Source organism: Micromonospora sp. WMMB235, assembly GCF_001855515.1.
Classification (GTDB): Bacteria; Actinomycetota; Actinomycetes; order Mycobacteriales; family Micromonosporaceae; genus Micromonospora; species Micromonospora aurantiaca.
In genome coordinates this window covers 1,326,656-1,344,839 of record NZ_MDRX01000001.1, presented here as the reverse complement: position 1 = coordinate 1,344,839, position 18,184 = coordinate 1,326,656, and the positions used below count along the sequence as shown (strand labels likewise).

14 protein-coding genes are annotated in these 18,184 nt (G+C 74.3%); 8 read left to right on the top strand and 6 right to left on the bottom strand.

Going from position 1 to position 18,184, the window contains the following annotated elements; all coding sequences use genetic code 11:
* Positions 1-131: 131 nt before the first annotated feature.
* Genes BFV98_RS05900 through BFV98_RS05890 form a run of 3 tightly spaced genes read left to right on the top strand, consistent with a single transcriptional unit; the run spans position 132 to position 4,095 of the window.
* Positions 132-1,256, top strand: coding sequence for a Vms1/Ankzf1 family peptidyl-tRNA hydrolase (locus BFV98_RS05900; protein ID WP_013286024.1), 1,125 nt, complete (start codon positions 132-134; stop codon positions 1,254-1,256).
* The gene (locus BFV98_RS05895) at positions 1,249-2,997 is read left to right on the top strand and encodes a thiamine pyrophosphate-binding protein (RefSeq protein ID WP_047892241.1); all 1,749 of its coding nucleotides are present in this window, start codon (positions 1,249-1,251) and stop codon (positions 2,995-2,997) included. The genes BFV98_RS05900 and BFV98_RS05895 overlap by 8 nt, the downstream gene beginning before the upstream one ends.
* A gap of 51 nt (positions 2,998-3,048) precedes the next feature.
* Positions 3,049-4,095 carry an iron-containing redox enzyme family protein gene (locus BFV98_RS05890; protein WP_071095267.1) on the top strand — a complete coding sequence of 349 codons (1,047 nt, stop codon included), beginning with the start codon at positions 3,049-3,051 and terminating at the stop codon, positions 4,093-4,095.
* Between the two features lie 97 nt (positions 4,096-4,192).
* Here BFV98_RS05890 and BFV98_RS05885 read toward each other — a convergent pair whose 3' ends face one another.
* Positions 4,193-4,417 (bottom strand): CDGSH iron-sulfur domain-containing protein, encoded by a 225-nt coding sequence (locus BFV98_RS05885; protein ID WP_071095264.1) that lies wholly within the window; start codon positions 4,415-4,417, stop codon positions 4,193-4,195.
* A 188-nt stretch (positions 4,418-4,605) separates the two neighbouring features.
* Between BFV98_RS05885 and BFV98_RS05880 the strand changes: the two genes are divergently transcribed.
* Positions 4,606-6,021 carry a hypothetical protein gene (locus tag BFV98_RS05880; RefSeq protein ID WP_071095262.1) on the top strand — a complete coding sequence of 472 codons (1,416 nt, stop codon included), beginning with the start codon at positions 4,606-4,608 and terminating at the stop codon, positions 6,019-6,021.
* 244 nt (positions 6,022-6,265) lie between these two features.
* Complete coding sequence (locus tag BFV98_RS05875; protein WP_013286029.1) at positions 6,266-7,399, top strand: SigB/SigF/SigG family RNA polymerase sigma factor; 1,134 nt, start codon at positions 6,266-6,268, stop codon at positions 7,397-7,399.
* Between the two features lie 100 nt (positions 7,400-7,499).
* Here BFV98_RS05875 and ctaD read toward each other — a convergent pair whose 3' ends face one another.
* The 5 genes from ctaD to BFV98_RS05850 form a co-directional block, all read right to left on the bottom strand.
* Positions 7,500-9,503: a cytochrome c oxidase subunit I gene (gene ctaD / locus BFV98_RS05870; RefSeq protein ID WP_013286030.1), complete on the bottom strand. Its 2,004-nt coding sequence runs from the start codon at positions 9,501-9,503 to the stop codon at positions 7,500-7,502.
* A gap of 87 nt (positions 9,504-9,590) precedes the next feature.
* The gene (locus tag BFV98_RS05865) at positions 9,591-10,322 is read right to left on the bottom strand and encodes an ATP-binding protein (RefSeq protein ID WP_013286031.1); all 732 of its coding nucleotides are present in this window, start codon (positions 10,320-10,322) and stop codon (positions 9,591-9,593) included.
* 133 nt (positions 10,323-10,455) lie between these two features.
* Entirely contained in the window at positions 10,456-10,908 is a 453-nt protein-coding gene (locus tag BFV98_RS05860) for a DUF4383 domain-containing protein (protein ID WP_030274282.1), read from the bottom strand.
* 107 nt (positions 10,909-11,015) lie between these two features.
* Positions 11,016-12,170, bottom strand: coding sequence for a glycosyltransferase (locus tag BFV98_RS05855; RefSeq protein ID WP_071095258.1), 1,155 nt, complete (start codon positions 12,168-12,170; stop codon positions 11,016-11,018).
* A gap of 28 nt (positions 12,171-12,198) precedes the next feature.
* Positions 12,199-13,182, bottom strand: a complete 984-nt coding sequence (locus tag BFV98_RS05850) for a glucosyl-3-phosphoglycerate synthase (RefSeq protein ID WP_255368330.1) — start codon at positions 13,180-13,182, stop codon at positions 12,199-12,201.
* 248 nt (positions 13,183-13,430) lie between these two features.
* On the opposite strand from BFV98_RS05850, the gene BFV98_RS05845 reads away from it, so the two are divergent.
* The 3 genes from BFV98_RS05845 (at position 13,431) to secA2 (ending at position 18,009) form a co-directional block, all read left to right on the top strand.
* Positions 13,431-14,453, top strand: a complete 1,023-nt coding sequence (locus tag BFV98_RS05845; RefSeq protein WP_071095254.1) for a Gfo/Idh/MocA family protein — start codon at positions 13,431-13,433, stop codon at positions 14,451-14,453.
* The gene (locus tag BFV98_RS05840; RefSeq protein ID WP_071095252.1) at positions 14,446-15,534 is read left to right on the top strand and encodes a zinc-binding alcohol dehydrogenase; all 1,089 of its coding nucleotides are present in this window, start codon (positions 14,446-14,448) and stop codon (positions 15,532-15,534) included. Before BFV98_RS05845 ends, BFV98_RS05840 begins: the two co-directional genes overlap by 8 nt.
* 180 nt (positions 15,535-15,714) lie before the next feature.
* Positions 15,715-18,009: an accessory Sec system translocase SecA2 gene (gene secA2 / locus BFV98_RS05835; protein WP_013286037.1), complete on the top strand. Its 2,295-nt coding sequence runs from the start codon at positions 15,715-15,717 to the stop codon at positions 18,007-18,009.
* Positions 18,010-18,184: the final 175 nt, after the last annotated feature.

The window sequence follows — 18,184 nt, the reverse complement described above, 5'->3', positions numbered from 1 at the left end:
TTCCGTGCACAGATGGTATCGGCCCTTCGGGTTGAACGACGTGAATGAACGGTGGTCACGCCCCGGCCGCCGGCAGGTGACATCCGCCGGGGTGCGGGTATGCGTGCGGCCGAGCCGGAAAGGGGTCGAGCATGCAGCTGTCCTTCCTGCGCCCGCTCTACAACCGTCCCGGGCCCTGGTGCTCGGTGTACATGGACGCCTCCCGCGACACCCAGGACGCGCGACCGCAGGTCGACCTGCGCTGGCGGGCCCTCAAGGGCGACCTGCTGGGGCAGGGCGCCGACCCGGTCACCGTCGAGGCGGTGGAGGAGGTCGTCCGCCGGCACCAGCCGATGCCCGGCGACTACGGCATCGCCGTGTTCGCCACCCGGGGCCGCGTGGTGCTCACCGAGTACCTGTCCGCGCCGCCGCTGCGTGACCTGGCGAGCTGGTCGGCGCTGCCGCACACCATGCCGCTGGTCGCCCAGCGCGGCGAGCAGGTGGCCTGGGTACGGGTGCTGGCCGACCGTACCGGCGCGGACGCGATGGCGGTCAGCGCCGGTGGCGTGCCCCGGCGCGCCCAGGTGAAGGGCGGGCAGAGCCGCCAGCTGCGCCGGGTGCAGCCGGGCGGCTGGTCGCAGTCCCGCTACCAGCGCGCCGCCATGGAGGCGTGGCACCAGAACGCCGGTGACGCCGCCGCGGCCACCGCCGACCTGGCCGAGCGCGTCGGCGCGGACGTCGTTCTGGTGGCCGGGGACGTCCGGGCCACCGGCATGATCGCCGCCCAGCTCCCCGAGCGCTGGCAGGACGTGCTGGTCCGCACCGACGCGGGCGCCCGCGACGTGGGCGCCGACGACACGCTGATGGACGACATCATGGTGCAGACCGTCGCCGAGGTCGCCGACCGGCGGATCGCCGCCGCGCTGGACCGCTTCGGCGTCCAGGAGGACGTCGGCGCCGGACTCGACGCTGTGGTCTCCGCGCTGCAACGCAACCAGGTCGACACGATGCTCATCGTGGACGACCCGTCGGCCGACGGCGAGCTGTGGGTGGGCCCCGAGCCGACCGAGATCGCCACCGACCCGGGGCAGCTGGCCGGCATGTCGGTGGCCGACCCCCAGCGGGTACGCGCCGACGCGGCGCTGCTGCGCGCGCTGATCGGCACCGACGCGGACCTGACGGTGCTCGCGCCCGAGGAGGCGCCGGAGCTGACCGACGGGGTCGGCGCGGTGCTGCGCTACGTCGACGCGAGCACGCCGGGGCGGGGTAATGGCTGAGCGCATCGTCGCCGACCTGGTGGTCGAACGCCTGCGGGCCTGGCGGGTGCCGCGGGTGTTCGGCTGTCCGGGCGCGGCGATCGCCCCGCTCGTGGGCGCGCTCGACGACGCGGGCGGGGATCCGGCGTTCGTCCCCGCCCGGCACGAGGAGACCGCCTCGTACATGGCCACCGGGCACGCGAAGTTCACCGGCGGCGTCGGGGTGTGCCTGGCGACCCAGGGCCCGAGCGCCGTGCACCTGCTCAACGGGCTCTACGACGCCAAGCTCGACAGCAAGCCGGTGGTCGCGATCATCGGCGAGGACGTCACCGGCCCGCTCGGCGGCGCGCACGAGGAGATCGGGCTGAGCCGGCTGTTCGGCGACGTGTGCAACCAGTTCGTCCGCTACGGCCGCCGGCCCGAGCAGGTGCCGGCACTGCTGGACCAGGCGTTCCGTACCGCCGCGGCGACCCGCAGCCCGACCTGCGTGGTGCTGCCGCGCGCGTTGCAGGTCACCGCCGTACCGGACCTGCTGCCGCAGACCGCCGGGGTGGTCACCGCGACGCCCGGCGAGCCGCTGGCCCGGGTGCTGCCGCACGACGCCGACCTGGACGCCGCCGCCTCGCTGCTCGGCAACGGGCGGCGGGTGGCGGTGCTCGTCGGCCAGGGCGCGCACGGCGCGGCCGAGGAGATCGTCGCGCTCGCCGACCGGCTCGGCGCGGGCGTGGCCACGTCGCTGCTGGGCAAGCCGGTGCTCGACGAACGGCTGCCGTTCCACACCGGCGTGCTCGGCGAGGTCGGCACCACCGCCGCCGCGCAGCTCATGGGCTCCTGCGACACGCTGTTGATGATCGGCACCAACGATCCGTGGACCGACTGGTTCCCGATGCCGGGCCAGGTACGCACCATCCAGATCGACATCGACGGCCGGCGCATCGGCACCCGCTACCCGGTGGACGTGCCGCTGGTCGGCGACGCCGCCGAGACGCTGCGGGCGCTGCTGACCCGGGTGCCGGAGAATCCCCACCGCGAGTGGCGCGGCATGGTGGAGAAGATGGTGGACCGGTGGCGCGTGGCCGCCGCCGAGCGCGCCGCCACGCCCGCCGATCCGGTCGACCCGCGACTCGTGCTGCGTGAGCTGTCCACCCGGCTGCCCCGGCACGCCGGCGTCGCCGTCGACGTCGGCTCGGTCGTCTACTGGTACGCCCGGCACCTGGAGCTGCCGCCGGGTGTGCAGGCGCGGCTGTGCGGCACGCTCGGCTCGATGGGCTGCGCCCTGCCGTACGCGGTCGCCGCCAAGCTGGCCCGCCCGGACGAGCCGGTGTTCGCGCTGCTCGGCGACGGCGCGATGCAGCTCAACGGCCTGGCCGAGCTGATCACTGTGGCGCACCACTGGACGGCCTGGCGCGATCCCCGGCTGATCGTGCTGGTGCTGAACAACAGGGACCGGTCCGGCGTCGGCGGCGGCCGGTCACCCGGGGAGCGGGGGCCCGAGGTGCCGTACGCCGGGTGGGCCCGCCTGCTCGGGCTGCACGGCGTCCGGGTGGACCGGCCGGACCTGGTCGGACCCGCCTGGGACGAGGTGCTGGCGGCCGACCGGCCCGCCGTCCTGGAGGCGGTGGTGGACCCGGCCGTGCCGCTGGACGCGCCCGAACCGGCGCTGGCCGACCTGCGCGGCCTGGTGGCCGACGGGGACGCCGCCCGCCGGGTGCGGGAGCGGGTGATCCAGACCGAGGCCATCGCGGCGGACGAAGTCGTTTAGCGGCATCCGGGCGGGGCACTGCGACCGGGCGCAACCGTCCCGGGAGGTCACATGTCCGTCGCCGCCGACAGTCGTTACGGCCCGGCTCCGCTGCCCGCGGCGCGCGGGCCCGTCTCCGCCGCGCTGCTGACCGCGCTGCGCGCGGCGCCGGGCGAGCTGCCGGCCGGGCTGGGCACGCACCTGGACGCGGCCGCCGCGCCGCTGACCGACGAGGATCTCCAGCTCACCCTGTTCCTCTGCTACGAGCTGCACTACCGGGGCTGGTCGGGCGTCGACGAGGCGTGGGAGTGGGAGCCGTCGCTGCTGGCGCTGCGCGCCCGCGCCGAGCGGCCGTTCGAGGCGGCGCTGCGCGAGCTGGCCGGTCCGCAGCCGGCGGTGCTGCCGGCCGGCGTGCCGGGTGCGCTGGCCGACCTGGTGGCCGCCGACGACGGCCCGCCGCTGGCCGCCACGCTGCAACGCCGCGCCGACCTCGACCGGTTCCGCGAGTTCGTCGTCCACCGCTCGATCTACCACCTGCGCGAGGCCGACCCGCACAGCTGGGCGCTGCCCCGGCTCGGTGGGCCGGCGAAGGCCGCGCTCGTGGAGATCCAGACCGACGAGTACGGCAACGGCCGGCTGGACCGGATGCACGCCGAGCTGTTCCGCACCACGATGGACCGGCTCGGCCTGGACACCGGCTACGCCGCCCATCTGGACCGGGTGCCGGCTGTGACACTGGCGACGAACAACCTGATGTCGCTGTTCGGCCTGCACCGGCGGCTGCGCGGGGCGCTGCTCGGGCACCTGGCCGCGTACGAGATGACCTCGTCGCTGCCGAATCGCCGCTACGGCAACGGACTGCGCCGGCTCGGCTTCGACGAGGTCGCCACGCGCTTCTACGACGAGCACGTCGAGGCCGACGCCGTACACGAGCAGATCGCCGCGTACGACATGTGCGGCGGGCTGGTCCGGGCCGAGCCGGCGCTCGCGTCCGACGTGCTGTTCGGGGCCGCCGCCGCGCTGGGACTGGACGCCCTCTTCGCCGCACACCTGCTCACCGCCTGGTCGACGGGCGAGTCGTCCCTGCGCCCACCCCAGCACGCCCTCGCCGCAGCCTGACCCCCACTTTCCCGCGCGATCTTGCAGTTCGGGCCCCTTGAGTGTCCGGTTCGGGAGGTTTGCCGGGCACCGAAGTGCAAGATCGACGAGGTGGGGGTCAGGACTCGCGGTCGCTGCCGGCCCGGAAACCGGCCACCTTGTGCGTGCCGTCGCAGAACGGCTTGATCGCGCTCTTTCCGCACCGGCACAGCGCCACCGTGCCCCGGCGTGTCTCGATCGGCGTGCCGTCGGGCGTGACCAGCGCGAAGTCGCCGCGTACCAGCAGTGGTCCGTCCCGGTACGGGGTGATGGTCGCCGCCGGGGTGCTCTCGTCGTCGGGCATGCGCGGTGCAGTGCCCGTCCCGGTCCGGCCCAAACCCGCACCCGAGCGCTGTTGCGCCCACGACGGCGGGCACGCGGCGCGACGGCGTACCTGGGTGTCGCGGGCGGTGCGGTTACCGGGCGGGCCTTGGTCCTCACCCGTGGGGAGATGCCCCGTTTAGACCCCAGAGGGACGGGAAGCCGGGCCGCGTGGTGAGCGAACGAGTCGAACGGACGCCGGTCAGCGGCGCAGGGCTGCCCGCGGAGCGGGTGGTGGCGGCCGGCAGCGCCGCCCGGGTCCTGGTCGCCGTGACCGCCCGGGCGCTGCGCGGCGACGACTGCGGCGACCTCGGCCACCCGGGCGCGCTGTCCCGCCTCACCGGCGCGCCCGAGCCGGTACGCCGCGCCGCCGCCGTCCGGGCCGCCGGGCGGGCGGCGCTCACCGCCGGCCAGATCGCCGCCGTGGACGCCGAGCGGGTGGCCGGGTGGTTCGCCGGGCAGTACCCGGACCGGCGCTGGCCCGGCGTGGTGCTCGGCTCGCCGCACGGCGCCGCCGCCCACCTCGCGGTGGCCCTGGGCGTGCCCTGGCTCCCTGCCGGGTTCGAACTGGCCGGGCAGTGGACCCGGGGGGCGGTGGACCGCCCGGACGCCGCGTACGCGCACGGAGCCACGCTGGCCGCCCGGCTGCTCGACGCCAACCCGCGCGTGCACGTACGCCAGGTGCACTGCCCGGCCAGCCGGGGCGCGGCAGCCGGCGCGGCGGTGACGTTCGCGGTGCGCTGGCGCACGCTGCCGAAGGCGTACGCGCGCTTCCTGGCCGACCGGCTGGAACCGGCCGCGCCGGTGCTGCTGCTGCACGACGCCCGCACCTGGCCGGTACGCGACTGCGGCGACGGGCACAGCTTCCAGGCCGGCTGCCCGGGCGGCGGCCTGGACCCGGTCGACTTCCACCCGGACGCCCGGGCGCTGGGCCAGGTGCTGCGCGCGGCCGGCGGTGACGAGACGCGCTGGACCGCGCCGGAGGTCACGGTGGCGGGCGCGTTCGCCGAACACGGCGTGGAGTCCGGTTTCGAGCACGACGCCCGCTCCTTCGGCGACCGGCACGGGCATCCGCTGCACCTGGTGGTCGTGCCGCAGCCGGACGCGCTGAGCGCGGTGACCGCCGACCTGTACCGGCGCTGGCTGCGGCGGGCCGGCAAGACCGGCAACCGGCTGGTGGTGGAGTGCGGCCGGCTGCTCGACCCGGCGCAGGTGCTGCGGGCCGGCCTGGTGCCCTACTGGTGCGAGAACGCCGCCGCGCGCCGGGTCGCGGGCGTCGAGTGGTGGCTGGCCGGCAGCGAGCCGTTCAGCTCGGTGGACGTGCTGCCCGAGCCACCCGGCCTGCGCTCGCCCGCGTACGCGGGACTGCCCCAGTGGCTGGCGGTGGCCGGCTTCGGGCGCCGCCGGCGGGCCCTGGACCGAGGTGCCGCCCGCGGCTACCCGGTCGCCTCGGTACCCACCCGACGTGCCACGGAGGTGTTGCGCAACCAGCCCTGCGACCTGCCCGCGCCGCCGCCGCTGCGGATGGCCGAGGCCCTCGCCGTCCTGCGTGACGCGGGCGCACACCAGGGCCTGCTGGTCCGCTGAACCGCCGCCGGGACCGGGCTGCCGGCCAACCTGGCGAAACTTCCTCGCGATCCTGCGGTCCGTGATTGAGTACCTACGGAGCGGGAAGACCGCTCGCCGCGAAACGGCCCACGACGCCGTGCGGCGGGCAGCCACCGCTTTCGACGTATCCGTCACGTAACCCAACTTCCTCACCCGGTGCGTGGTCCGACCACGCGCACGACCGGTTCCGACCGGGCGGGGGCTCTTCGGCGAGGGGGCGCGGATGTTCGGACAGACCACCACACCCACACCACCGACCACCGACCGGGGTCTGGAGGACCTGGACGCGGCGGCGCTCGCGTACGCGGCCCGGATCGAGGGCCTGCCACCGGAGCGGCGGCAGGAGGCGCGGGACGACCTGGTCCGGTTCGCGCTGCCGTTCGCCGGCCGGCTCGCCCGCCGCTACCGCGGGCGCGGTGAGCCGCTGGAGGACCTGGAGCAGGTGGCCCGTCTCGGCCTGGTCAACGCCGTCGACAGGTACGACCCGGAACGCGGTTCGTTCACCGCGTACGCGGCGATCACCATCGTCGGCGAGATCAAACGGCACTTCCGCGACCGCACCTGGGGCGTGCACGTGCCGCGCCGGCTGCGGGACCTGATCCTCGAGGTGGGACAGGCGACGGCGACGCTGACCAGCGAGCTGTCCCGCGCGCCCACAGTGGCCGAGTTGTCCGCCCGGCTGGAGACGCCGGAGGAGGAGATCCTCGCCGCGCTGGAGTCGGCTGCCGGCTACAGCCCGGCCTCGCTCAACGCGCCGGTGGGCGGCGAGAGCTCGGCCGAGTTCGGCGACCTGGTCGGCGAGTCCGACCACGCGCTGGAGTCGGTGGACGACCGGGTCACTGTCAGCGGCCTGCTGCACCGGCTGCCCTGGCGGGAGCGCCGCATCCTGGCGATGCGCTTCTACGGCAACCAGACCCAGGCGGAGATCGCCGCCCGGTTCGGCATCTCCCAGATGCACGTGTCCCGGCTGCTGTCGCGAGCGCTGACCTGGCTGCGTCAGGCGATGCTCGCCGACGCCCCGCCGCCCTGGCAGAACGGCGCGGCCGAGGCCGAACCGGCGAAGGCGCGGATCTCGGTGAGGCAGAACGGCGACCGGGTCGTCGTCGAGGTCGGCGGCGAGGTGGACCGGGCCGGCGCGGACCAGTTGCGGCGGGCGGTGCTCCAGGCGGTCACCGGCCAGCCCCGCGAGGTGGTGGTCGACCTGGTCGGCGCCGGTGGTTTCGACGCCGGCGGGATCGCCGCGCTGATGGCCGGCCGGGAGGCCGCCGCGCGTACCGGGGTGCCGCTGCGGCTGACCCGGGTGCAGCCGGCGGTGCGCCGCTCGCTGACCGCGGCCGGACTGCCGGCCGCCGACTGACCGACCAGCACGTGCCGCGCCGGCTTCCCACCACGGGAGCCGGCGCGAGGCGTACGACGAGAGGGCCGGCGCCCGACGGCGCCGGCCCTCGTCCGGTGTCTCAGTTCTCCGGGGTGTCCCCGTGCCCGCGCGGGTGCCGCCACCTGTCGTTGCGCTGGTCGTCGCGCTCGGCGTTGAGCGCGCTGCCCTCCGGCTCGTCGGTCTCCTCGAAGCTGGGCCGGCGCACCTCCTCCGGCTCCGGCACCTCCACCGGGCGCGCCCCGGACTGCGGAGCGGGCTGGTAGTCCACCGCCTCGGGCGCGCCGTACGCGCCGCCGGCCGACGGCGACTCCGGCACGTGCCGCTCGTGGTGCATCTCCTCGCGGAACGACTGCGGCGGCTTGGTGGTGCGCTGCGGCAGATCGCGGCCCAGGTCGGAGACGAGCGGGCCGTACTTGAGGTCGAACGCCGGCCGCTCGGAGCGGATGCGCGGCATCCGGTCGAAGTTGCGCAGCGGCGGCGGGCAGGTGGTGGCCCACTCCAGCGAGTTGCCGAAACCCCACGGGTCGTCCACTGTGACCATCGCGCCGTACCGCCACGACTTCCAGATGTTCCAGATCACGAACAGGGTGGACGCGCCGAGGATGAACGAGCCGATGCTGGAGATCGTGTTCAGCGTGGTGAAGCCGTCGCCGGGCAGGTAGTCGGCGTACCGGCGGGGCATGCCCTCGTTGCCGAGCCAGTGCTGCACCAGGAACGTGGCGTGGAAGCCGATGAACATGGTCCAGAAGTGCATCTTGCCCAGCCGCTCGTCGAGCAGCCGCCCGGTCATCTTCGGGAACCAGAAGTAGAGCCCGCCGAACGCGGCGAACACGATGGTCCCGAACATCACGTAGTGGAAGTGCGCCACCACGAAGTAGCTGTCGGTGACGTGCCAGTCCACCGGCGGGCTGGCCAGCAGCACCCCGGTCAGGCCGCCCAGCAGGAACGTCACCAGGAAGCCGACGGCGAACAGCATCGGCGTCTCGAACGTGATCTGCCCCTTCCACATGGTGCCGATCCAGTTGAAGAACTTCACTCCGGTCGGCACCGCGATCAGGAAGCTCAGGATGCTGAAGAACGGCAGCAGCACCTGCCCGGTGGCGAACATGTGGTGCGCCCAGACGGTCATCGACAGCACCGTGATGGCGATGGTGGCCAGCACCAGGCCGGTGTAGCCGAAGATCGGCTTGCGGGAGAACACCGGGATGATCTCGGTGATGATGCCGAAGAACGGCAGCGCGATGATGTAGACCTCGGGATGGCCGAAGAACCAGAACAGGTGCTGCCAGAGCATCGGCCCGCCGGTCGTCGAGTCGTACACGTGCGAGTGCAGCAGCCGGTCCGAGGCCAGCGCCAGCAGCGCGGCGGCCAGCAGCGGGAACACGAAGATCACCAGGACGCTGGTGAGCAGCGCGTTCCAGGTGAAGATCGGCATCCGGAACATGGTCATGCCCGGCGCGCGCAGCGTCACGATCGTGGTGATCAGGTTGACCGCGCCGAGGATCGTGCCCAGACCGGACACGGCCAGGCCGACCACCCACATGTTCGCCCCGACGCCGGGGGAGTGCTGCGCGGTGCTCAGCGGTGTGTACGCGGTCCAGCCGAAGTCCGCCGCGCCGGCCGGGGTGGCGAACCCGCCCACGACCATGAGCGCGCCCAGGAAGTAGAGCCAGTACGCGAACGCGTTCAGCCGGGGGAACGCCACGTCGGCGGCGCCGATCTGCAGCGGCACCAGGTAGTTGGCGAACCCGAAGAACAGCGGGGTGGCGAACAGCAGCAGCATCACCGTGCCGTGCATGGTGAACATCTGGTTGTACTGCTCGGGGGAGACGACCTGCATCCCCGGCCGGGCCAGCTCCACCCGGATGATCAACGCCAGGATCCCGCCGACGATGAAGTACCCGAACGACGTGATCAGGTAGAGCAGGCCGATCTGCTTGGCGTCGGTGGTCCGCAGCAACCGCCACAGCGCGTTGCCCTTCACCGCCTCCCGTACGGGCCCGGGGTAGCCCCCGAACCGGGCCGGCGCGAGGATCGCGGGCCCTCGGTCTCGTGCCGGTTCCGTGACTACCCGCTTGGGCATGGCATCTCACCCCGTGTGACGACAGACAGGACGGGCGGGCGTACCCGGCCCTCTGCCCATGTAACCAGGCGAGAGCGGAGAATTCGGTCAATTAGCCGGGAGCATGGCCCAGACGACCTTGCCGGCGCCGACCGGAGTGCTGCCCCAGCGCTGGGTCAGCTCGCGGACCAGCATCAGCCCGCGGCCGCCCTCGGCACGCGGATCGCGGCTGCTCGCGGCGCGGGCGTCGGCCGGGCTGCCGTCCATCACCGCGACCCGCAGGTACGGCCGGCGCAGCGTCAGCGTCACGTGCATCGGGGTGCCGGCGTGCCGCACCACGTTGCCGACCAGCTCGGTGAGCACCAGCGACGCCGGGCCGGCCAGCTCCGGCACGTTCCACCTGCCGCACGCCTCCGTGACCAGCTCCCGGGCCCGCCGGCAGGCGCCGGCGACCGGCTCCAGCCGGGCCCGCAGCCGGGGCGCCGCCTCCGCGCCGGCCAGCGCCGTCGCCTCGGCGCAGTCCCGGCGCACCGGCACCACCCGGCAGGCGGTGGTCTCGTTCAGCCAGGCCGCCGTCTCGGCGCAGGGAGCGGCGAGCACCATCGGCACCGCCGGCCAGTCGGCGGCGCGCCGCGCGGCGGCGGCGAAGACGGACAGGGCCAGCGGCTCGCCGACCTCGATCTCCTCCAGGTCGACCACCAGGGCGTCCGGCTGCGCGGCGAGGCAGTTGTCGAGCACCTCGTGCACCGCGCGCATCGTGCCCAGGTCGAGCGCTCCGGCCAGCCGTACGACAGTGACCGGCGACTCGTCGCGGACCTCGCACCTGATCCGGGTCACCATCGCCGCCTCGTTTCCTTCTCGTCGGGGAGGGCCGCCCGGCCGGGGCGATCGCCGCCTCCCGCAGCCGGAGGACTACGGACGTACCCGGGCCCCGGACCGGTGAAACCGGGCATCGGGGCCGCCGGGGCGCAGGTCAGCGGCGGTCCCCGCGCCGCGCCGCGACCAGCCCCAGCGCCAGCATGGCGGCGCCCAGCAGCAGGTGCAGCCACGAGTCGGCGCGGTTGACCGCGAGCGCGTTCGCCGCGTCGCGTCTGTCGACCGCCAGACCGAAGAGCCACAACGCCAGGTAGACCGCACCGGCGCCGACGAGGAACGCGCGGGCGCCGGCGACGGTACGGGCCAGCGCCAGCCCGGCCAGGCCGAGTACCAGGTGCACCAGGTTGTGCACCGCCGAGACCTGGAACACACCGAACAGCCGGGCGCCGGAGCCCGGCCCGGCGAAGCGCAGATCCGCGTAGTCGCTGGTGATGCCCGGCACGAAGCCCAGCGCGCCGAGCAGCAGCAGGAGCACGGCGAACCCCGAGGCGATCCGGCGTACCGGCGCCCGCCCGTCGGCCGGGTTGCGCCGTGCCCGGGAGTGCGCCATCGAGTTCGTCACGCCGGCCTCCTCGCCACCGCGGGAAGCGCCGGTTTCCCGCGCCCGGCGGGGGCAAACGCCGGCCCGGCCGCGCGGGGCAGCCGGGCCGGTGCGGCTCAGGCCGGCTGCAGCGGCTTCGTCACGCCCGCCCGGACCCGGTCGTACAGCTCGACGTACTGCTGTGCCATCCGGGCCGGGGTGAACCGCCGGGCCGCCTCCCGCCGGCACTCGGCCGGCTCCAGCCCGGCGGCGGCGAGCACCAGGTCACCCAGCTCACGCTCGTCGTCGGTGAGCAGGCCGGTGCGGCCGTGCTCGATCAGCTCCGGCAGGCAGCCCCGCGCGGTGGTCACCACCGGCGTGCCGAGCGACAGCGACTCGACCACAGCCGTACCGCCCGGCTCCTCCCAACGCAGCGGGAACAGCGACGCCCGCGCCGAGGCGACCAGGTCGTCGCGTTCCCGCCCGGCGACAGTGCCGACCCAGCGCACCCGGTCGCCGTCGACGTTCGGCGCCACCTGGTCGTAGAAGAAACGCACGTCCGGGTTCTGCCGGGCCTCGTCGCCGGCCGCGGCCAGATCCTCCGGCCGGTGGTACGGGCCGACCGGCCCGGCCAGAACCAGCCGGAAGCCGGTCTCCTGCGCCAGCCGGGCGCCCAGGTCCTGCCCCTTGCCCGGGTTGATCCGGCCGAGGATCACCACGTGGTCGCCCTTGGCCACCGGCGCGTGCCGGTCCGCGTCGACCGCGAGCGGGGTGGACAGGTGCACGTGCCCCACCGAGTGCGCGCGCAGCGCCTCCGGAGCGCGCGCCAGCTGCGACGCGGAAACGCCGTTGACCCGTACCCGGTCGCCGCCGTCGAGGTTGCCGTACAGCTCCGGATGCTTGGCCAGGTCCCAGTGCAGCGTGTGCAGCACCGGCGGGGCGTCCGGGCCCATCGCGGCGAGCGTGGCCAGCCCGACCGCCTCCACGTGGTCGTGCACCAGGTCGATGTCGTCGCGGGCGTGCAGCGCCCGCACCACCTCGGACAGGTGCGCCTGGGAGACGCCGCAGACCTGGTTGTACGGCCGCTGCAACGCGTGGAACTGGCCGTCCGGGAAGACCGCGATCCGCTCGTCGACCGGCAGCGTGCTGCTCTCCACCGAGGCGAGCACCACCCGTACGCCCAGGCGGCGCAGCTCCGGCACCAGCGTGGCGATCACGTTCTCGATGCCGCCGTAGCCCGGCGGAGGCACGGACAGCCACGGCCCGGCGTTCATCAGCACGGTGAGCGTCATGCGCTGTCCTCTCTCAGGGTTTCCCCGCTCACGCGGCCGCCACCCGGCGGCGGGGAAGGCGGTGCCGCATCTGCGCCAGCGGCGGGCGTTCCTGCACCGACACGTCGTTGACCACGATCTCGCGGTCCAGGTTGGGCAGCGTCTCCGAGCCGCCCCGGCGGAACTGGGTCAGCAGGGCGGTCGGCGCCACCCCCGGCGCCGCCCACCCGCGTCGTTGCAGCCGCGACCAGGCGGTCAGCATGATCTGCGCGGACATCCGGCCCAGCGCGGCGGTGTCCTGGTGCCGGTGCTTGCGCTCACCCAGGTCGACCTGGGCCAGCGCGTCCAGCCCGACCATCTCCAGCAGGTCGATCAGCATGGCCGTCTCGACGCCGTACCCGGTGACGAACGGCACCCGCTCCAGCACCTCGCGGCGGCCGGCGTACTCGCCCGCGAGCGGTTGCACGAAACCGGCCAGCTCCGGCCAGAACAGGTTCAGCAGCGGCCGGGCCATCAGCTCCGTCACCCGCCCGCCGCCGTCGGGCTCCACACTCGTCGCACCGACCAGCGGCCGGTGGTAGAAGCCCTTCACGAACTCCACGCCCGGATCCGTCAGCAGCGGCCCGAGCAGCCCGGTCACGAAGTGCGGCCGGAACTCGCGCAGGTCGGCGTCGACGAACGCGACCACGTCCCCCTCGGCTGCGGCCAGCCCGGCCCAGAGCGCGTCGCCCTTGCCGGTCAGGCGGGGCAGCCCGCGCGTCATCGCGTCCTGGCTGACCACCTCGGCGCCGGCGGCGCGCGCCACCTGCGCGGTCCGGTCGGTGGACCGGGAGTCCACCACGATCAGCTCGTCGACGAGCGGCACACGGTCCATCAGGTGTTCCCGGACGGTCGACACGATCGCGCCGACCGTCGCCTCCTCGTTGCGGGCCGGCAGCACCACGCTGACCCGGCTCGCGCCCTTGGCGCGTACCAGTTGCCGCGCCGGCCAGTCGTCGGCGGTGCTGGTGCGGTACGTGGCCCACGCCTCCACCACAGGTGAGACGGTCGAATCTGATTCCCGCACGGGCACCCCCCATTAGTGGTGGAATCGCGAATCATGGTTTTCCCAATCCCGCATCCGCGCTAACCGGATCTTGCCTAACAACCTGATCACCAGGTGCGTACCGGGCGGTTCCGGGCGGATGAACGTTGCGTTGCGCCCCCCGGCGGCGTTTCGCGCGCGGCCGCCGGGGGGAGTGGTGACCGCAGTCTTCCAGTCGTGGCGAGAGGGTTGGTCGGATGCGTACCTGCCGGGTGGGACTAGTCGGAGCCGGTGGGGTGGCACAACGCCACGCCCGGGTGCTCACGGGCTTCGAGGACGTGGAGCTGCTCGGTGTGACGGACGTCGCGCCGGACGCGGCGGGGGCGCTCGCCGGCACGTACGGCGGCCGGGTGTTCCGCGACGTGGACGAGCTGCTCGCGGCCGGGCCGGACGCGGTGTACGTCTGCGTGCCGCCGTTCGCGCACGGCCCGGTCGAGGAGGCGGTGGTCGCCGCCGGGGTGCCGATGTTCGTGGAGAAGCCGGTGGCGCTGGACCTGGAGACCGCCGAGCGGATCGCGGCGCTGGTGCAGCAGCGCGGCCTGCTCACCGGCGTCGGGCACCACTGGCGTTACCTGCACGTGGTGGAGGAGGCGCGGCGGCTGCTCGCCGGCCGTCCGGTGCGGATGGTCAACGGCGCCTGGCTGGACAAGGTGCCGCCGGTGGCGTGGTGGGCGCGGCGGGACCGCTCCGGCGGCCCGGTGGTCGAGCAGGCCGCGCACGTGCTGGACCTGGTCCGGCTGCTGGCCGGCGAGGCGGTCGAGGTGACCGCGTACGGCGACGGCAGCCCGCCGCCGGTCGACGGCGCCGACATCGACTCGGTGACCGCCGCCACGCTGCGCTTCGGCTCCGGTGCGGTCGGCACGCTCGCCGCGTCCTGCGTGCTCGGCTGGAAGCACCGGGCCGGCGTGGAGATCCTCGCCGACGGGCTGGCGCTGTGGCTGGCCGAGGACGGCCTGACCGTGCGTGACGCCGACGGCGAGCGGCACGTTCCCGCCGACCCGGACGGCGCGCGGGTAGCAGTCGACCGGGCCTTCGTCGACGCCGTCTGCGGCCTCGGCGACGACGTCCGGGTGCCGTACGCGGAGGCGCTGCGCACCCACCGGCTCGCGCTGGCGGTGGCCGAGTCGGCGCGTACCGGACGGCCGGTGGCGTTGCCGACCGGGCCGGCGTCCCGACTGTCCGCGCCGGTCGCGGACGCGGGGGTGAGCGTCGATGCGTGACCGGGTGGTGGTGGTCGGCGGTCCCGGCCGGGTCGAGCTGGCCGAACTGGACGCGCCGGAGCTGCGCGAGGGCACGTTCCGGGTGGAGACGCTCTACAGCGGCGTGTCCGCCGGCACCGAACTGAGCTTCGTCAAGGGCACCAACCCCTACCTGCACGTCACCTGGGACGCCGCGCTCGGGCTGTTCCGGCCCGGCGGGGCGAGCACGCCGTACCCGGTCACCCGGCTCGGCTACATGCAGGTCGGGCGCGTGGTGGAGAGCCGGACCCCGGCCGTCGCGGTGGGCGAGGTCGGCGCCATGACGTACGGCCACCGCAGCGGCTGGGTCGCCGACCCGCTCGCCGAGCGGTTCGTGCCGCTGCCCGACGACCTTGATCCGCTGCTCGGCGTGTACGTCGCGCACATGGGCCCGATCTGCGCCAACGGGCTGCTGCACGCCGCGGCCGACCTGTGCGGCGCCGACGTGCGCTCGCTGGGCGACGGCGTACGCGGCCGTCGGGTGGCCGTGGTGGGTGGCGGCGTGGTGGCGCTGCTGACCGCCCTGTTCGCCCGCAGGCACGGCGCCGCCTCGGTGGTCGTGGTCGACCCGACGCCGGCCCGGCGGCAGGTCGCCGAGGCGCTCGGCCTGGACACGCTCGACCCGGACGCGGACGACCCGGCGGTGGTGCTCAAGACGCGGTGGAACCACGCCGCCGGGGACCGGGGCGCCGACGTGGTCTTCCAGTGCCGGGGCCAGGACTGGGCGTTGCAGCTCGCGCTGCGCCTGCTGCGCCCGCAGGGCACCGTGGTCGACCTGGCGTTCTACCAGGGCGGCGCGGACGCGGTCCGGCTCGGTGAGGAGTTCCACCACAACGGGCTGTCGCTGCGCTGCGCGCAGATCGGCCGGGTGCCGCGCGGGCTGGCCCCCACCTGGGACCGGGAGCGGCTGTCGGCGGAGACGGTGGAGCTGCTGCGCCAGTACGGGGACGTGATCCGTAAGCACCTGATCTCCGCAGTGGTCCCCCTGGACGAGGCTCCCGCCCTGCTGACCGACCTGGCCGACCGCCGCCGCACCGAGCTCCAGGTGGTCCTCACCCCCTGACCCCACCCCCACCCCCACCCGCCCCCCTTTTCCAGGGCGTCGATCATGAGGTTGGCGGCGACAAAACGGGCGCCGGACGCCGCCAACCTCATGATCGACCGAAGCGGACGCGAAGGGCGGAACCCGGCGCGCGGCGGGCGGGGGTCACAATCGGCTCCGGTTCGCGTACCGTTGCCGCTCATGGGTGTGTCGCAACGGTTGAAGACCAGGTTCCGCCGGTTCCTCCAGCGCCCGGGGACGACTGTCGACCTGGCGCCGCTGGAGAAGCTGCTGCCGGCGATCGAGGCGCGCGAGGCGGACCTGGAGCAGCTCTCCGACGCCGAGCTGACCGAGGCCGCCGGCCGGGCCACAGGGTACGAGGAGATCTGCGCGATCGGCCGCGAGGCGGCCCGGCGCGGGCTCGACCAGCGCCCCTACGACGTGCAGCTGCTCGGCGCGATGGCGCTGCTGTCCGGCAAGGTCGCCGAGATGGCCACCGGTGAGGGCAAGACGCTCACCGCGACTGTCGCCGCGTACGGGCACGTGCGGCTGGGCAACGGCCCGGTGCACGTGCTCACCGTCAACGACTACCTGGCCCGCCGCGACGCCGAGTGGATGACGCCCGTCTACGACCTGCTCGGGCTGACCGTCGGCTGGGTCAACGAGGCGTCCACGCCCGAGGAGCGGCGCGCCGCGTACGGCTGCGACGTCACCTACGTGTCGGTCAGCGAGGCCGGCTTCGACTTCCTGCGTGACCAGCTCGTCACCGACCTGGCCGACCGGGTGCAGCCGCCGCTGAAGACCGCGATCGTGGACGAGGCCGACTCGATCCTGATCGACGAGGCCCGGGTGCCGATGGTGCTGGCCGGCGCGGTCGGCGGCGAGCAGGACCCGGTGCACGCCGCGGCCGCGCTCGTGCGCGGGCTGCGCAAGGGCAAGCACTACACGGTCGCCGAGGACGGCCGCAGCGTCGCCTTCACCTCGGTCGGCCTGGCCACCGTCGAGGCCAAGCTCGGCGGCATCGACCTGTACGACGAGGAGCACGTCGGGCAGCTCTCCGCGGTGAACGTGGCGCTGCACGCGCACGCCCTGTTGCACCGCGACGTGGACTACATCGTCCGGGACGACTCGGTCGAGCTGATCGACGAGATGCGCGGCCGGGTCGCCCAGCGCCGCCGCTGGCCGGACGGGCTCCAGGCCGCGGTCGAGGCGAAGGAGGGCCTGGACGCCACCGCCGAGGGCGAGGTGCTGGGCACGATCACCGTGCAGGCGTACATCGCGCTCTACCCGACTGTCTGCGGCATGACCGCGACCGCGGTGCTCGTCGGCGACCAGCTCCGCGAGTTCTTCGGCCTCGAGGTCGCGGTGATCCCGCCGAACACCCCCTGCGTTCGCGAGGACGAGCCGGACCGGATCTACGCCACCCGCGCCGAGAAGGAGGAGGCGCTGGTCGACGAGATCACGCGCTGCCACCAGGCGGGGCGGCCGGTGCTGGTCGGCACGCTCGACGTCAAGGAGTCCGAAGGGCTGGCCGCCGCGCTCAACGCCGCCGGCGTCTCCTGCGTGGTCCTCAACGCCAAGAACGACGACGAGGAGGCCGGCATCATCGCGGAGGCCGGCGCGTACGGCGCGGTGACGGTCTCCACCCAGATGGCCGGCCGGGGCGTGGACATCCGGCTGGGCGGCAGCGACCAGGCCGACCGGGACCGGGTGGCGGAACTGGGCGGCCTGTACGTGATCGGCAGCGGCCGGCACGACAGCCGCCGGGTCGACGACCAGCTCCGCGGCCGGGCCGGCCGGCAGGGCGACCCGGGCGGGTCGGTGTTCTTCGTCAGCCTGGAGGACGACCTGGTGGTCCGGCACGCCGGCGACACCGTGCCGGCCTCGCCCCGGATGAACGCCGACGGCCTGGTCACCGACCCGCAGGTCGACTACGCGGTCGAGCACGCCCAGCGCGTCGCCGAGGGCGTCAACCACGAGATCCACCGCAACACGTGGCGCTACAGCCAGGTGATCGAGCAGCAGCGCAAGGCGCTCGCCGAGCGCCGGGAGCGGCTGCTGACCAGCGACATCGCCGCGCTGATGCTGCTGGAGCGGGTGCCGGAGAAGGCCGGCGAGATGGACGAGGACCTGCTCGCCGACGTGGCCCGCAAGATCGCCCTCTATCACCTGGACCGGCTCTGGGCCGACCACCTGGCCGAGCTGTCCGAGGTACGCGAGGGCGTGCACCTGCGGGCGCTGGGCCGGCTCGACCCGCTCGACGAGTTCCACCGCAGCGCGGTGCCGGCGTTCAACGCGCTGGTGCCCGAGATCGAGACGCGGACCGTGGCCACGTTCGAGGAGACCGAGTTCGACGAGGGCTGGGAGCCGGACTCGTCGAAGCTGGTGCGCCCGAGCGCCACCTGGACGTACCTGGTGCACGACAACCCGTTCGGCTCGGAGCTGGACCGGCTGATCGCCTCGGTGGGCCGGCGGCTCATCTCCGGGTCGCGCTGACCCGCGCCGAAGGCCCCTTCCGGTGTAACCGGGAGGGGCCTTTTTGCGCGGTTTCGCCCGCGGTCTGCGAGGGTAGTAGGCCGGGGCCCGGCCACAGGAGGGACGGACATGGGACAGGCAACGGTGCCGGACGGGGAGACCGCGTGGACGTACGCGGGGACGGTGGAGGCCCCGG

Coding starts and splice junctions, on each gene's coding strand:
- BFV98_RS05900 (WP_013286024.1), top strand. CDS start 132: ATGCAGCTGTCCTTCCTGCGCCCGCTCTACAACCGTCCCGGGCCCTGG.
- BFV98_RS05895 (WP_047892241.1), top strand. CDS start 1,249: ATGGCTGAGCGCATCGTCGCCGACCTGGTGGTCGAACGCCTGCGGGCC.
- BFV98_RS05890 (WP_071095267.1), top strand. CDS start 3,049: ATGTCCGTCGCCGCCGACAGTCGTTACGGCCCGGCTCCGCTGCCCGCG.
- BFV98_RS05885 (WP_071095264.1), bottom strand. CDS start 4,417: ATGCCCGACGACGAGAGCACCCCGGCGGCGACCATCACCCCGTACCGG.
- BFV98_RS05875 (WP_013286029.1), top strand. CDS start 6,266: ATGTTCGGACAGACCACCACACCCACACCACCGACCACCGACCGGGGT.
- ctaD (WP_013286030.1), bottom strand. CDS start 9,503: ATGCCCAAGCGGGTAGTCACGGAACCGGCACGAGACCGAGGGCCCGCG.
- BFV98_RS05865 (WP_013286031.1), bottom strand. CDS start 10,322: ATGGTGACCCGGATCAGGTGCGAGGTCCGCGACGAGTCGCCGGTCACT.
- BFV98_RS05860 (WP_030274282.1), bottom strand. CDS start 10,908: ATGGCGCACTCCCGGGCACGGCGCAACCCGGCCGACGGGCGGGCGCCG.
- BFV98_RS05855 (WP_071095258.1), bottom strand. CDS start 12,170: ATGACGCTCACCGTGCTGATGAACGCCGGGCCGTGGCTGTCCGTGCCT.
- BFV98_RS05845 (WP_071095254.1), top strand. CDS start 13,431: ATGCGTACCTGCCGGGTGGGACTAGTCGGAGCCGGTGGGGTGGCACAA.
- BFV98_RS05840 (WP_071095252.1), top strand. CDS start 14,446: ATGCGTGACCGGGTGGTGGTGGTCGGCGGTCCCGGCCGGGTCGAGCTG.
- secA2 (WP_013286037.1), top strand. CDS start 15,715: ATGGGTGTGTCGCAACGGTTGAAGACCAGGTTCCGCCGGTTCCTCCAG.